This window comes from Chryseobacterium sp. KCF3-3, assembly GCF_045865955.1.
In the GTDB taxonomy this organism is placed as follows: domain Bacteria; phylum Bacteroidota; class Bacteroidia; order Flavobacteriales; family Weeksellaceae; genus Chryseobacterium.
On sequence record NZ_AP035792.1, the window covers coordinates 3,508,984 to 3,522,960 of the forward strand.

General features: G+C 34.1%; 15 protein-coding genes. 10 read left to right on the top strand and 5 right to left on the bottom strand.

Annotation, left to right across the window (positions count from 1 at the left end):
• Nucleotides 1–45 precede the first annotated feature (45 nt).
• Nucleotides 46–1,974 carry a M1 family aminopeptidase gene (locus tag ACKTTZ_RS15755; protein WP_407845994.1) on the top strand — a complete coding sequence of 643 codons (1,929 nt, stop codon included), beginning with the start codon at nt 46–48 and terminating at the stop codon, nt 1,972–1,974.
• 67 nt (nt 1,975–2,041) lie between these two features.
• Here the strand turns inward: ACKTTZ_RS15755 and ACKTTZ_RS15760 are convergent, their stop codons facing one another.
• Nucleotides 2,042–2,920: a cupin-like domain-containing protein gene (locus ACKTTZ_RS15760; RefSeq protein ID WP_407845995.1), complete on the bottom strand. Its 879-nt coding sequence runs from the start codon at nt 2,918–2,920 to the stop codon at nt 2,042–2,044.
• A gap of 158 nt (nt 2,921–3,078) precedes the next feature.
• Here ACKTTZ_RS15760 and kbl point away from each other — a divergent pair, with 158 nt between their 5' ends.
• From kbl to gldG, 5 genes are all read left to right on the top strand, one after another.
• Nucleotides 3,079–4,275 carry a glycine C-acetyltransferase gene (kbl, locus tag ACKTTZ_RS15765; RefSeq protein ID WP_343640316.1) on the top strand — a complete coding sequence of 399 codons (1,197 nt, stop codon included), beginning with the start codon at nt 3,079–3,081 and terminating at the stop codon, nt 4,273–4,275.
• Between the two features lie 173 nt (nt 4,276–4,448).
• Nucleotides 4,449–4,907 carry a hypothetical protein gene (locus ACKTTZ_RS15770; RefSeq protein WP_407845996.1) on the top strand — a complete coding sequence of 153 codons (459 nt, stop codon included), beginning with the start codon at nt 4,449–4,451 and terminating at the stop codon, nt 4,905–4,907.
• Between the two features lie 8 nt (nt 4,908–4,915).
• Nucleotides 4,916–5,467 carry a CopD family protein gene (locus ACKTTZ_RS15775; RefSeq protein WP_407845997.1) on the top strand — a complete coding sequence of 184 codons (552 nt, stop codon included), beginning with the start codon at nt 4,916–4,918 and terminating at the stop codon, nt 5,465–5,467.
• A gap of 59 nt (nt 5,468–5,526) precedes the next feature.
• On the top strand, nt 5,527–6,255 hold the full coding sequence (locus ACKTTZ_RS15780) for an ABC transporter permease (protein WP_407845998.1): 729 nt from the start codon (nt 5,527–5,529) through the stop codon (nt 6,253–6,255).
• Nucleotides 6,256–6,259: 4 nt separating this feature from the next.
• Nucleotides 6,260–7,930 (top strand): gliding motility-associated ABC transporter substrate-binding protein GldG, encoded by a 1,671-nt coding sequence (gldG, locus tag ACKTTZ_RS15785; RefSeq protein ID WP_407845999.1) that lies wholly within the window; start codon nt 6,260–6,262, stop codon nt 7,928–7,930.
• A gap of 516 nt (nt 7,931–8,446) precedes the next feature.
• Here gldG and ACKTTZ_RS15790 read toward each other — a convergent pair.
• From ACKTTZ_RS15790 to ACKTTZ_RS15805, 4 genes are all read right to left on the bottom strand, one after another.
• Entirely contained in the window at nt 8,447–9,502 is a 1,056-nt protein-coding gene (locus tag ACKTTZ_RS15790; RefSeq protein WP_407846000.1) for a DUF262 domain-containing protein, read from the bottom strand.
• Nucleotides 9,499–10,236, bottom strand: coding sequence for an FRG domain-containing protein (locus tag ACKTTZ_RS15795; RefSeq protein ID WP_407846001.1), 738 nt, complete (start codon nt 10,234–10,236; stop codon nt 9,499–9,501). Before ACKTTZ_RS15795 ends, ACKTTZ_RS15790 begins: the two co-directional genes overlap by 4 nt.
• A gap of 381 nt (nt 10,237–10,617) precedes the next feature.
• Nucleotides 10,618–11,256, bottom strand: coding sequence for a hypothetical protein (locus tag ACKTTZ_RS15800; protein ID WP_407846002.1), 639 nt, complete (start codon nt 11,254–11,256; stop codon nt 10,618–10,620).
• A 111-nt stretch (nt 11,257–11,367) separates the two neighbouring features.
• Nucleotides 11,368–11,796, bottom strand: coding sequence for a DUF4268 domain-containing protein (locus ACKTTZ_RS15805; protein ID WP_253317062.1), 429 nt, complete (start codon nt 11,794–11,796; stop codon nt 11,368–11,370).
• Nucleotides 11,797–11,948: 152 nt separating this feature from the next.
• On the opposite strand from ACKTTZ_RS15805, the gene ACKTTZ_RS15810 reads away from it, so the two are divergent.
• From ACKTTZ_RS15810 to ACKTTZ_RS15825, 4 genes are all read left to right on the top strand, one after another.
• Nucleotides 11,949–12,356 carry an Rrf2 family transcriptional regulator gene (locus tag ACKTTZ_RS15810; protein WP_034696076.1) on the top strand — a complete coding sequence of 136 codons (408 nt, stop codon included), beginning with the start codon at nt 11,949–11,951 and terminating at the stop codon, nt 12,354–12,356.
• An 88-nt stretch (nt 12,357–12,444) separates the two neighbouring features.
• A complete protein-coding gene (locus ACKTTZ_RS15815; RefSeq protein ID WP_407846003.1) occupies nt 12,445–12,642 on the top strand; it encodes a hypothetical protein in 198 nt (65 codons plus the stop codon).
• Nucleotides 12,636–13,523: a sulfite exporter TauE/SafE family protein gene (locus ACKTTZ_RS15820; protein WP_407846004.1), complete on the top strand. Its 888-nt coding sequence runs from the start codon at nt 12,636–12,638 to the stop codon at nt 13,521–13,523. Before ACKTTZ_RS15815 ends, ACKTTZ_RS15820 begins: the two co-directional genes overlap by 7 nt.
• Nucleotides 13,524–13,611: 88 nt before the next feature.
• Nucleotides 13,612–13,902, top strand: coding sequence for a putative quinol monooxygenase (locus ACKTTZ_RS15825; protein WP_034696070.1), 291 nt, complete (start codon nt 13,612–13,614; stop codon nt 13,900–13,902).
• Nucleotides 13,903–13,977 lie beyond the last annotated feature (75 nt).

Below are 13,977 nucleotides of genomic sequence, written 5' to 3' on the forward strand. Positions count from 1 at the left end.
TTGATTAAAAGGTTTTTTTTTATATTTGATTAAATTTTTCTAAACATGACAAAATTGTACCTTTTGGTGTTGGGGTTTTTATTATCCCAGCAGTTCTATGGCCAGAAGCAAGAACAGAATATTGATATGAAAGGATTGATCGAAAAAGAGAAAAAATCCTTTACCCAAAAGATGAATATCGGGAATATCAATCCCAATACGCTCAATTACGATTTACAGTACCAGAGAATGGATGTTAGTCTTGATCCGGCTTCCAATTATATTTCAGGATCAGTAACTTCTCATTTTAAGCCTACGCAGAGTATGGGAAGTATTTATTTTGACCTGACGACTTCCTTAACTGTTTCTCAGGTTAAATACCATGGTAACGATCTTGTTTTCCAGCAACTTCCTTCCAAAGAAATAAAAATTGATTTTCCAGCTTCACTAGCCGCTAATACTCTGGATTCTCTGACGATTCATTACTCCGGGACGCCTTCCAGTGCCAATGGTGCTTTTACAACAGCCACTCAGGGTGGAACTCCGGTACTTTCTACGTTGAATGAACCTTACGGAGCACAGGACTGGTTTCCTACCAAGCAGAGTTTAAATGATAAAATAGAAAAATTTGATTTTAAAATTACAACGCCATCCAATTATAGTGTAGCCGCCAATGGAAAGCTGATGTCTGAAACTTTTCCTACAGGAAGTACGAAGCTTACTTTCTGGAGAACAATGTATCCTACGCCGGCTTATCTGATCGCACTGTCGATTACAAATTTTGTTAAACTTACTGATACCATTGGAAATCCTCCGTTTCCTTTTGTGAACTATATCTATCCGTCCACGAATTCAAATCCAACAAGCATTGCGAATATTAACTGGACAAAGCAGGTAATGGATACTTTTGAAACCTATTTTGGAACTTATCCTTTCCGTAATGAAAAATACGGTCACATGGAATTCATGTATGGTGGAGGAATGGAGCATCAGACCATGTCTTCCATGGGTGGATGGAGCAAGCAGTTGATTGCCCATGAGCTTACTCACCAGTGGTTTGGAGATAAAGTAACCTGTGGCGCATGGAATGATATCTGGCTGAATGAAGGTTTTGCAACTTTTGGAGAGCATCTTGCCAATGAAAAACTATTGATGACCAACACAGAATTTTTGAATTACTTACAAGGTCAGTCTAACTACATTACCGCAAGTACAACAGGAACTGTGTATGTACCGGATTCCGGCCTTTCCAGCATCAACAGAATATTTGACAGCAGATTGTCTTATGCTAAAGGAGGATATGTATTGAGAATGCTGAAGTGGATTTTAGGTGACGCTGCATTTTACCAGGCACTTAAAGACTATCATGCAAGACCGAACCTTGCCTACAGCTATGCTCGTACTGCTGATTTTAATGCTTCCTTGCTTCAGTCTACGGGAACAGACTTTACAGAATTTTTCAATGACTGGGTATATGGCGAAGGATATCCTACTTATACCATAAAATGGATGCAGGGCGGAAATCAGGCTTTATTTAAAGTTTCTCAGACGCAAAGTAGTGCTAATGTTAGCTTTTTTGAAATGCCTCTACCTATTAAAGTGACAGGAACTGCAGGTCAGACTGCTTATTTTGTTCTTAATAATACATCCAATAATCAAAGCTTTTTACAGTCGGTAACATTCCCGATAGCAAGTGTTCAGTTTAATTATGATTACCAGATTATTGAGAAAAACTCTACAGTGACTCAGGATAATACGTTAAGTGTTTCTTCTGTTGAGAAAGAAGGTTTTGGTTTGTATCCGAACCCTGCAAAAAATGAGATTAATCTGAAAGGTATTAACAAAGCTGTTGATTTTACAATTCATGCTATAGACGGAAAATTGGTTGGAAAAGGAACGTATCAGCCAGGTAAAGCGATTGGAATTGCAGAATTAGTTCCGGGAGCTTATTTCATTACGATTGATGAAAAGAATATCAAATTTATCAAACATTAAAAATGAAAATGGTAAAGTATGAATGATACTTTTATCAAAATCAATCATAATATAACAAAAGAAGCTTTCAGATTTGAAAGCTTCTTTGTTTTCTTGCCGCTCTGGCTCCTCTTTTTCTTGCCGTTTTCACTTTATATTCAAACCATTTTTCTTTGAATGCTTTTCGCATGAGATTATCAAAATGTCTGGTAATGACCAGGTTTTTAAATCCACGCCATTTTTCGAGCGGACTTGAAGGTAGTGCCCTTACCGATATGGAATAACCTTCCGTGTCATATTGAATATAATGCCACCAGCCGGAAGGAATATAGAGGGTTTCTCCAGGGTGGATAATAGCTTCATAACCGTTTAAATAAAGTAGCGCCGGATATTTTCTGTAATCGGGATTTTTAATTTGAGCCAGACTGTGGAAATTGTAGGGGAGTTTATACATAAAATCAGACTGTTCCCACGGGAAGAGCCATATTCTTTTGATTCCCTGGAATTGGGTGATAAAAACATGGGACATATCAATATCGATATGATTTCTCGTAACAGAACCTTCGCCTCCAAAAAACATAAAGGGCAGCCATTTCAGTATTTTACCATTCGTAACATCATTGTAGATAATGTCGTTCTTAAGCTCAGGTTTTATTTTTAATAAATTAAATAAGAAGAGCCTGTGTTCAGTAGGAGTAGATTGAATCAAATCAAGATATTCTGAAAATGTAGTCTGTGCAATAGGATCACTGGCCACTCTGTCCAGGGAATCAAGCTCGCTGCCGTAGATATTCACCCTATGATCTCCCGCAACTTCTTTGGAATACTCATAATTCCACTTTTTGAAAGCGGGACTTTCCGGATGCACAAAGTCTTCAATAATAATCGGAACTCCTGGCTTCATGTGGCTGTTGATAAAGGTTTCTGAACTGATCATCTTTATTTTTTGTACCGGCTTTAATCTCATGCATTAAAATTTTAAACAAATATAAATATTATCCTACTAAATTTGTAGACTAATAATGTTAAAACTGAAATCTATATTCATTTTTTAGAATTAAGCATATAAAAGGTTTTATTTTACTGCCTTTTTAGTAAATTAGCACATCTAAAAAATTACTAAAAATGATCTCTGAAAAATACCTTCAACATTTACAGAACGAACTTCAGAATATTGAGAATGACGGACTTTACAAAAGAGAAAGAATCATCACCTCTCAGCAGAGTGCAGAAATAGAAGCGAACGGAAAAAAACTTTTGAACTTCTGTGCAAACAATTATCTGGGATTATCCAACCATCCGGAAGTGATGAAAGCTTCTCAGGATATGATCCAATCTCACGGATACGGAATGTCTTCTGTACGTTTCATCTGCGGAACACAGGATATTCACAAAGATTTGGAGAAAAAAATTGCTGATTTCTTAGGTCTTGAAGATACGATCCTTTACGCAGCTGCATTTGATGCAAACGGAGGCGTTTTTGAACCTTTGTTTACAGAAGAAGATGCTATTATTTCAGATGAACTGAACCATGCATCCATCATTGATGGTGTTCGTTTGTGTAAAGCAGCGAGATACAGATATAAAAACAATAATATGGCTGATCTGGAAGCTCAGTTGATTGCAGCTTCTGAAAAAAACCACCGTTTCAAAATTATCGTTACAGACGGAGTATTCTCAATGGACGGTATCGTAGCAGACTTAAAAGGAGTTTGTGACCTTGCCGATAAATATGATGCTTTGGTAATGGTAGATGATTCCCACGCAACGGGTTTCATCGGGAAAACAGGGCGTGGAACTCACGAAGCTAATGAAGTAATGGGTAGAGTAGACATCATCACTTCTACTTTAGGAAAAGCTTTAGGAGGAGCTTTAGGAGGATTTACTTCCGGTAAAAAAGAGATCATTGATATGCTGAGACAGCGTTCAAGACCTTATTTATTCTCAAACTCTTTAGCACCTGGTATTGTAGGGGCGGCATTAAGAGTATTGGATATGATTTCTGATGATACTTCTCTTCGTGATAAAGTAATGGAAAATGCAGAATATTTCAGAACAGAAATGAAAGCAAAAGGCTTTGATATTCCTGATGGTGATGCTGCCATTGTTCCGGTAATGCTTTACGATGCACCACTTTCTCAGAAAATGGCTGAAAAGCTTATGGATGAAGGAATCTACGTCATCGGATTCTTCTATCCTGTTGTACCAAAAGGAAAAGCTAGAATCAGAGTACAGCTATCAGCTGCTCATACCAAAGAACATTTGGATAAAGCCATTGCTGCTTTTGAAAAGGTTGGAAAAGAATTAGGAGTGATCTCTTAATCGTTGAATTGGTTACAACAATGAAAATATAATGTTCGGCTCGGGCAGCTTTGCTGCCCCGAGCCGAACTATTTTTTATATAAACCCGTTTTTGATTGGGTTTTCCTGATCAATAGAAATTTATTTTTAACAATTATATAATAAGTTTATCTTTGCGCATAATTTTCAATGAAATGTTTTTTAAATCCAAGTATATAGTTGAATTTTCAAAACCAAAAGAGGAAATTTTAAATGATATAGATGAAAATTTATCTAAAAAGTTCTTTGATTGGAACAAATTTTTCGTAGGAAGGGTATCTGAGAATAGTTTTGATATTAAGTTTAATTATGATAAAATGTCTCCTTATTTTAAGGGAAAGTTTGTTGCAAAAGAAGATAAACCGGAAACTATTGAATTAACCGTATACAATGGTGTTCTTTCCATTTTTGGAAATATTTTAGGAATAATAGTTATGTTGATGTTTGCAATTGTACTTTTTCAGCAGGAAAATTATTTATGGATTGCTTTGATCTTCATTTCTATTTTAATTGTTTTATTTGAACATGTTCGGATTAATAACGCAAAAGATAATTTTTTTGAATATTTGAAAAAACTAGATACTTTTAGTAAGATTGTTCCTGTTAAAAAATAGAATTAAAAATGCTTTATACAATAATCAAAGCGCTGCACATTATTTTCATGGTAAGCTACTTTGCGGGAATTTTTTATCTCGTGAGGATTTTCGTTTATTATAAAGATACCGATGAATTTCCGGAAGAAAAAAAGAAAATTCTGAGAGAGCAGTACACTTTTATGGCCAGAAGGCTGTGGAATATTATCACCGTTCCTGCGGGGATAATCATGGCAGTTTGCGGATTGGTCATGATCTTTTTAAATACCGGGCTGATGAAAATGCCTTGGTTTCATTTGAAACTGACCTTCCTTATCGGGCTTGCCATTTACCATTACTGGTGCTGGAAAAAAGTCCTTCATTTAAAAGAATTACATGGAGATACCCTGCCGATTGCCAATATCAAACTGAGACAGGCGAATGAAATTGCAACATTCATTCTGTTTCTGGTGGTATTTACCGTTATATTAAAATCAATGGTGATCGAATACTGGTGGCAATTAATTGCAGGATTTTTCGTTCTTGTATTGCTGATCATGATGACAGTGAAACTGGTTAATAAAAATAAAAAAAACAAATAATTGTAGAGTAGGCCGTATGTCTTGAAACATTCATCCTTTTTACATCTTACAAAAAAACTATGATTGCAATATTAAAGAAAGAACTTTGGAGTTACTTTGGAAACTGGAGTGCATGGGTGATCATTGCCGCTTTCAGTTTGATAGCAACCCTTTTCCTGTTCTTTTTCGACAACGATTCTAATATTTTTGAGATCGGAATGGCCTCGCTTCAGAGCTATTTCGTATTGGTTCCATGGCTGTTGATGTTTATCATTCCGGCACTTTCCATGAAAACTTTTGCCGAAGAACAGCAAACCGGAACATTAAACTGGCTTTTCTCACAACCATTAAAAGTTTCAGAACTGGTAGCTGGAAAATTTCTTTCCGTATGGATTGTTGGGATTTTATGCCTTATTCCTTCTTTAATTTACTTGTATACAGTCTATGTTTTGGGAGTTCCTGCAGGAAATATTGACTTGGGGATGACTTTCGGAAGTTATATTGGACTGATGATCTTAATTGCTGCCTTTTCAGCAGTAGGAATCCTGGCATCTTCCTTATCACAAAATCAGATTATGGCTTATCTGCTGGGCGTTTTCATGTGCTTCATCATGTATTTTGGAATTGAACAGTTAGCGAGCTATAAACTATTGGGAGGTGCAGATTTTATCCTTCAGAATATTGGTTTCTATCAGCATTTCTTAGGCTTTACAAGAGGGCTTATTGATTTTAAGGATGTTGCCTATTTTGTACTGGTTATCAGGGCTTCATTAGTATTGTCTAATCATTTTATTAACAAAAAGAAGTAGAATCATGAAGAAGTTCAATGCTAAATCTCCATTGGGAATATTCTTAATTGTAATTGTTCCTTTAGTGATTATCCTGACCTATTCGGGAATAAGATTAGACTTAACAAAAGAAAAAAGATATACCCTTTCTGATAATACCATCAAAGTATTAGAGTCTGTTAAAAAGCCTCTGACGGTTGAAGTGTATCTGGAAGGAGACTTTCCTGCAAGTTTCAAACAGCTGCAAAGCGAAACGAAATTCATGCTTGAAGAATTCAGAAAAATTAATCCGAAGATTGATTTCAAATTCATCGATCCTATTAAAACAAAAATGTCTCAGGACACTCTGATGGCAATGGGAATGCAGCCGTCTATTCTTCCGGATGTAAAAGATGGAAAGATCTCACAGATCACCCTTTTCCCTTATGCGGTGATTAAACATGGAAATGACGGAGTTTCTATCCCGTTAGTGGTACAGCAGGCAGGAATCGATGCTGATCAGCAGTTGACAAGATCCATTGAAGGATTGGAATATAATCTTGTTTCTAATATTAAAAACATTGCAGCAGCCAAGAGAAAGAAAATCGGAATTCTGGTCAACCACGATGAATTGAATCCGGACGAGTTCCAGGGATTTGTACAGCTTGCAATGGAAAACTACGATGCAGGACCTATTATTCCTAAAAATCAGACAGAACTTTCAGTGGAAGATATTCCGCTATTAAAACAGATGAGTGCTTTGGTGATTGCAAAACCAAGAAAAGCTTTTACAGATAATGAAAAAGTAATTTTGGACCAATACATCATGAACGGAGGGAAAACTCTTTGGATGATTGATGCGGTAAATGCTGAAATGGATACGTTAACAAGATCCAAAAAAGTAATGCCTTTCCCTGTAGATATCAATATGACAGACTTCTTTTTCAATTACGGGATAAGAATCAATCCTGCTCTGGTAAAAGATGTGAAAAAGTTTGCTCTTTTAAGACTGGTTACAGGAGAAGTGAGTGGAAATCCTCAGTATACAAGCTTACCTTGGCCTTATTATCCGCTTGGAATTGCTGAAAACAATAATCCGATCACCAAAAATATCAATCCTGTAAAATTTGAATTCCCAACTTCTATCGATACATTAGGAGGGAGAAAGAATATCAAAACAAAAGTTCTTTTCGAATCCAGTGAAAGAACATTGCTGAAACAGGTTCCAAATTATGTGGATCTGAAAGAAATTGCAAGCGTAGACAGTCTTGGACAAATGGAAAAACCAAGTACACCAAAGATCTTCGCTGTAGCATTGGAAGGAAAATTCAACTCTGCCTATGCATCAAGAATTGAAAGAAAATCTTACCCTGGATTCAAAACATCCAGCCCGGAAAACAAAATGATTGTGATTGCAGACGGAGATGTGGGAAGAAACAAAGTGATCAAAGGTAAACCACTTCCATTAGGCGTAGACCTTTTAACAAACGAGCAGTTTGGAAACGAACAGTTTCTTAGAAATGCCTTAGATTACCTTCTTGATGACAGCAACCTGATGGAACTGAGAAACCGAAACATTGAAGAAAGACTTCTTGACAGACAAAGAATTACTGAAGAGAAATCGACCTGGCAATGGATCAATTTACTGCTTCCATTGGCTATTATCGGTCTTATCGGAGGATTGTTCTTCTGGTTAAGGAAAAAGAAATTTGGATAAAACATAAAAAATTCCGGAAGTTTTTCTTCCGGAATTTTGTTATAATAAGACTTAATCCTGTTTAGAAATTAATTCAGTTTATTGAATTCTGCAGCAGGTTTGGCAGAAATATAATCTGATAAATGAATAATTGTACTGTTTCTTTTTTAATAACTACCAGAAGTAATAACTCTTTTGGAAAGAATTGATAATTCTTTCTCAATTCTGTTGATTTTAAACTATTTACACGTTTTTATTTTTTGTTATTAATCAGCTTTTACCCTTTATAACGTTATAATGAGTTGGTTTTTTCAGCTCTAGGAAACCCAAAGTAATCAAGAAAAAAAGAACAATTTTAGAGTACAAATAACCAGAAATTATCTTGCGCGGAAATACTTAATTGATTTTATTATAAAAATAATATTTAATTTTGATTAAAAATGTTTTCTCTTTTTTTAATAATACTTTGTAAGAAATAATATAATTATATCAGATAATAATATTTAGATCAAATTAAAAATAAGCTAAAATTTTGTTTTATATCCCTAGATTTTCTGAAATAATTCTAAATCTTTCTCTAATATTTGAAACATCATTTGTTCCATATTGTGAAAGTCTGTCATATTCTAGTAATTCAAAATCTGCATCTTCATAATTTCCCTCAGCAATTCTTCTATTATTTTTTACTCTTTCATCAAACTCTTGAAGATCAATCCTATTAATCTTAATATTTTCGTGTAGAGCTTTTTTAAATAAAAGATAATAAACAACCATTATTCCTTGCGTTCGTAATAGATTATCTTGATTTATAAATACTGTTTCCATTGATTGGATTACATTAGTAACGGTTTGTTTAAAAGTATTTACCAGATTAAGATTATCAGATTTGTACTTCTTTGCCATGGCATCAAGATAAACCTTTTTAGTATCTATCAATTTAGAACTTTCGTAATTTGAAGATTCAATAAGTAAATATCTAGCTGCTACTTCATAATGTTGATATCTATTATTTTTAAACCTGACTTTTTGAGTAAACAATCCTAAATTTGAAACTTCTCTTATTGCCTTTACCATATCACCACCAAAGGCATTTCTTTTTTCGGCAGAATTTAAAGGAGCAGCTTCATTTAGTCGTGAAAACATATCCTCAATTAAGTCAACATCGTCTGTGTTAACTGATATAATAGGTAAAACAAAAGAATCAAATTTTATTTTAATTTTTGGATATTCTTGAGCTATATCATTATAACTCATGCCTGCAAGCCTAATATTTTCATCATCTTGGTATTCAAAATCATCAGACAATTTAAATTCATTATCAATGAATGACCAAATTGTTTCAAGTCTTTGTTTTCCATCTATAATTGAATATACTTTTCCCGAATTGTTTCTATCTTCTCTCGTGTATTGATGGAAATAAATTTTAGGAATATCATAATTATTTAATATAGAATCAATCAATAGTTGCTTTTTTTCTGGGGTCCAGATACCTCCATTTCTTTGATACTCTGGTGAAGATTCTATTTCATCTTTTTCTGAATATATTCTTAAGATTGTACTATGTTGTAGAGGATGGGTTTCAATATAACTCATGATATTTTCTTTTTTAATATTTCTCCAATGCTTGATAATTCTGGAAAAAGTGAAAATTTATTAACACTAAGTAAGTCTAACTCTTTTCTTAATAATTGTTTTGATTCCTTAGGTATCTTATATTTTATAATTTCAGCATTTGTGCAAAATTCATCTAAGGGTTTTTTATCCAAATGATGAATGGTAAAAACTCCCATCTGTGCTTGAATTCTTGAATTATTTCTTGTTGCTATTGTTGCTACAGGAGACATTTCTAACTTTTTATTAGAGTTAACATTTTGTGTATTATAGTTTTCGAGATATTCATCATCAAACGCTGGAATGTAATTTTTTTCTGTAGTTTTAATATTAGCTAACTTATTTAGCTCAATTGGCTTCAACATCCATAATGCACTATCATCATCGTTATATATTTCTTCTGATATTGCAAAATATAAGGCCGTTAGGGGGCTTTCTGACCAATCTAGCAATCTGGTAGGAACACCATAATGTTGCATTAAAAAAAGCCAGTCAAAATCATCTTTTGGAGAGGTATCAATTAATAATGAAGCAGATTGTTTAAATCTTGTTAATAATGATGTTTCTGATATATCCGTAGAATATCTAAATATTCCAGGCATAAGCTGCCAATCAAAGTTGCTCTGTCCCCTAAACCAAACGTCTTCAATGTAAGTTCCTATATCATCACGTAAAATTGTAATTAACTCACTTAATGAGTTTACTTCTTTCTCCATAGTTTTTAGTTATCTATTATAGTTTTAAAAAAGTTAAGGATATTCCTATTTCTTCAAAAATAAAATAATTGATCTATAATAAAAAAAGGTAAACCGTAAAATTGTATAAATTTCATAAATTGATAATTACACTACATGTTTTCTATAAGTTTATTTTTATTTGCTTTAATACTTTTCTAGAATATTCAAGATATCATAACAATAAAGACTGTCTCCAATTTGGAAACAGTCTTTATTGTTTTTCTAAAGATTCGGTCTGATAAAACAGATAGGTTCACTTAGATGCTCATTAAGTTTATACTTCAATCACTTTCCGTCTGCAAAAAAAATTGGGTTCTCTTCCATTTAATAATCAGGTTGTGGTGTGTTAAAGAATATAGATTACTGCTGATAAGCTTCTTTTGGGAGCAAGGCTGCAGTTTTGTAATAGCTGATGTCAGTGGAAATCTGTGACTGAAGGTCCTGGAAAGTGTCATAATCATAATGAATCCAGTTTTCTTCATGATCCGGATCCGGAGTTTTGTCTACAGCAAGTTCCAGTTTTCCGTCTTCCTGGTAGCTGCATTCGATGGCTGCATATTTTTCACCGCTTTCGTCGTTAGTATACCAGCATTTTATGGTTCTTTCAAGCTGTGGTTGGTGGGTTTCGTTATCGATAACCTGTGAACAGATAAAATTTTCAGGATCGTCTGTTTTGAAAACAGTTTTAGAAATTAAAGGCAGTTCATCTACGGATAAGGAATACAGTTTATTGGTAGAAATAATAAAGCTGTCGGTTGTTTCTTTTTTTTCAATATCAAAAAAGTCAGACTTTTCTTTAAGATAATTGACTACCTGAGTTTCGTCTTCTTCGTCACTTAAAAAATAATTGATGTTATAAACACTGTCTTCGTTAATAAATTCAATTTCTTTCAGGAAATCGGAACCTTCCTCATAATAATACAGATGATATTCGCTCAGCTTCACAGCATTACTTTTGGAGATAATCTCTCCAAAAATGTTTTTGTACACTTTTCTCATTTTTAATCATGTTAGTTTGTTTCATCTATTAGTTTAAGTGGTAGGGCAAAGATAAGTTTTCTTTTTTTATCTTAACCTGAAGTGTAAAGTAGTATTTATTTCGTAAGTATTCTATATATCCTTTATAAAATCCTCATATTCGTAGTAAAACCGTTCGAAACCGTCCATTTTGTCCACAAAGAATTCAAAAATTTCTTGCCAGGTGTTTTTGTTAAAAATAGAAACATTATGCTTTTCAACCCATATTCTGCTGATTATCTTACCATTTTCAAGGGAAAAATGTTCTTCTTTCTGAAAATCTCCAATAAAATCTTTTAAAATATCTTCCAAAGACCAGATCTTCTCGTAGTAAGCATTTCGGAAGATTTCATCTTTCATTTCGATATCCAGGGAAACTTCTACTTTTTTGTTGTCAGCAGAAAATTTAAATGCCATGTCCTTGATTTTGGTATCATAAAGAATCCATTTTCTGGGAAATGATCTTCCAAAAGCTGTCCAAAATTCCTTTTTTAATTGCTGTGCCTCTTGTTTACTGAACATAGCGCAAACATAATGATTTAATAGGAGAAAGGCAAAAATGTGGTACCTAAAACCGTAAAATTACGGATAGACAAACTTACCTTTTTATTCCTTTATTATTCCTGTTTTCAGGTCTTTTTCAAATATTAAACAAATTTCGTATTTTTGCTCTAATGCTTTCAAAAAAATCTCAATATGCGTTTAAGGCGCTTTCATATCTTGTAGAAAAAAGAAATGAAGGCCCGATTCTTATTTCTGAAATTGCGGAACATAAAAAGATTCCTTTAAAGTTTTTGGAAAACATCCTTCTTGAATTGAAAAAAGCTGAAATCCTCGACAGTAAAAAAGGAAAGGGTGGAGGATACTTTTTAAAAGAAAAACCGGAAAATGTGAAACTGGCGAAGATTATTCGTCTTGTCAACGGTCCTATTGCCATGCTTCCCTGTGTAAGTCTTAATTTTTATGAAAAATGTGATGACTGCAATGAAGATCACTGCGGGCTTCATGATGTACTGATAGAGGTGAGGGATGCTTCACTGAATATTCTGGAAAGTAAAACTTTAATGGATCTGGTTGATTAACCCGATCCTTTTTTTTGAATTAATAGTCTACTTGTTTTGTAGGATAAATATTTTATCAGATATTTGCACTACTTCAAATGAATAAACTATGATTTCAAAAGAAGAGGTAAACCAATTACAAAAGCTTACGCCCTCTATTACCGCAGCGCATTCCGTGGCTGCATGTATTATATCCGGAAAAATTTCCTTGCATAGAACTACAGACAACAATCCAACTTTAAATGTCTCAATGGTCAATGGTACTGATGATGAAGGAGTATGGACTAAAACGGTTGTGATATGGTGATTTCAAGAAAAATTCAGGTAAGGATTAATGTCCTTTTGGTGACAGCTGCTATTATCTCCATTGCTGTTTTTTCCATGTATGAACTGGGATATCTGGAAGAACTGCAGACCATTCTGGCAAAAGATAATTATATTTTTTACTGGATGCTTCTGGTAGGTGTTTTTGCGGAAATTGTTGCAGGTTCTATGGGAATGGGATATGGAGTTATTTGTACCACAACTCTTATGCTGCTCAATATTCCACCGCATATTGTAAGCGCGAGTATTCACTCAGCAGAAAGTTTTACCACCGCCGCAGGAAGTCTCAGCCACATTAAATTGAAAAATGTAAGCAAAAGTCTGGTGAAAAAGCTCGCCATTCCGGCTGTGATCGGAGCAATTATCGGAGCTGTTAGTCTTACTTATCTGGGAGAGTATTATGCGAAAGTAACGAAAACTCTCATTGCTTTTTACACTTTATACCTTGGATTCCAGATTCTATCAAATGCTTTTAAAGAAAAACAGAGTAAAGCGCTGAAAAGGAAAACCAATCTGACCAGACTTGGAGTGATAGGAGGTTTTATAGATTCTTTTGCCGGAGGAGGCTGGGGACCTTTGGTAACCGGAACATTGATTAAAAGTGCTTTCACTCCAAGATTTGCTGTAGGAAGCTCTACTGTAGCCAAGTTTATTCTTACGCTAACAGCTGCCATTACCTTTTTCTTTACCCTGGGAATCCAGCACTGGAATATCATTCTCGGACTTTTAATCGGTGGAATTATCACCGCTCCTTTTTCCGCAATGCTTACCGCTAAGCTTCCTGTAAAGAAAATGTTTGTGATTATTGGAACTTTGGTGATTGTAATGAGTTCTATAACTATTTATAAATCAGTTTTTAATTAAAAATTATGCTTGGTGTGGAAAAATAAAAGGTTTAAAAAGATATTCGGTTTTGAAAATATTTTACTTTTACATCACTAAATATTAGAACATGAATTTACATATCATTGCACTTTTTAAGTTTAATGAAAATTATCTGATGGACGCGGTAGAGCTGTTTCAGAACCTTGTGAAAGAAACAAGAAAAGAAGAAGGCTGTCTGCAGTATGATCTTATTGAAGATAAAGATAATAAAGGAACTTTCTTCCTGATCGAACTTTGGGAAAGTGTAGAACACCACAACAGACATAACGGTCAGGATCACCTGTTAGACTTCCGTAAAGATGCTTCCAAAATTATGGAAAGCTCTGTAGAGGTTTATAAGGGGTTTAAAATATATTAATGTATTGAAGATTTAAATATTTAAAAATTTAATGATTTAAAGAATAGCGTTATAGAACTATTGTTTTTATGAATT

Bases quoted from the DNA above. Each gene is read 5' to 3' on its own strand.
- ACKTTZ_RS15755 (WP_407845994.1), top strand. From the start codon at position 46: ATGACAAAATTGTACCTTTTGGTGTTGGGGTTTTTATTATCCCAGCAG.
- ACKTTZ_RS15760 (WP_407845995.1), bottom strand. From the start codon at position 2,920: ATGAGATTAAAGCCGGTACAAAAAATAAAGATGATCAGTTCAGAAACC.
- kbl (WP_343640316.1), top strand. From the start codon at position 3,079: ATGATCTCTGAAAAATACCTTCAACATTTACAGAACGAACTTCAGAAT.
- ACKTTZ_RS15770 (WP_407845996.1), top strand. From the start codon at position 4,449: ATGTTTTTTAAATCCAAGTATATAGTTGAATTTTCAAAACCAAAAGAG.
- ACKTTZ_RS15775 (WP_407845997.1), top strand. From the start codon at position 4,916: ATGCTTTATACAATAATCAAAGCGCTGCACATTATTTTCATGGTAAGC.
- ACKTTZ_RS15780 (WP_407845998.1), top strand. From the start codon at position 5,527: ATGATTGCAATATTAAAGAAAGAACTTTGGAGTTACTTTGGAAACTGG.
- gldG (WP_407845999.1), top strand. From the start codon at position 6,260: ATGAAGAAGTTCAATGCTAAATCTCCATTGGGAATATTCTTAATTGTA.
- ACKTTZ_RS15790 (WP_407846000.1), bottom strand. From the start codon at position 9,502: ATGAGTTATATTGAAACCCATCCTCTACAACATAGTACAATCTTAAGA.
- ACKTTZ_RS15795 (WP_407846001.1), bottom strand. From the start codon at position 10,236: ATGGAGAAAGAAGTAAACTCATTAAGTGAGTTAATTACAATTTTACGT.
- ACKTTZ_RS15800 (WP_407846002.1), bottom strand. From the start codon at position 11,256: ATGAGAAAAGTGTACAAAAACATTTTTGGAGAGATTATCTCCAAAAGT.
- ACKTTZ_RS15805 (WP_253317062.1), bottom strand. From the start codon at position 11,796: ATGTTCAGTAAACAAGAGGCACAGCAATTAAAAAAGGAATTTTGGACA.
- ACKTTZ_RS15810 (WP_034696076.1), top strand. From the start codon at position 11,949: ATGCTTTCAAAAAAATCTCAATATGCGTTTAAGGCGCTTTCATATCTT.
- ACKTTZ_RS15815 (WP_407846003.1), top strand. From the start codon at position 12,445: ATGATTTCAAAAGAAGAGGTAAACCAATTACAAAAGCTTACGCCCTCT.
- ACKTTZ_RS15820 (WP_407846004.1), top strand. From the start codon at position 12,636: ATGGTGATTTCAAGAAAAATTCAGGTAAGGATTAATGTCCTTTTGGTG.
- ACKTTZ_RS15825 (WP_034696070.1), top strand. From the start codon at position 13,612: ATGAATTTACATATCATTGCACTTTTTAAGTTTAATGAAAATTATCTG.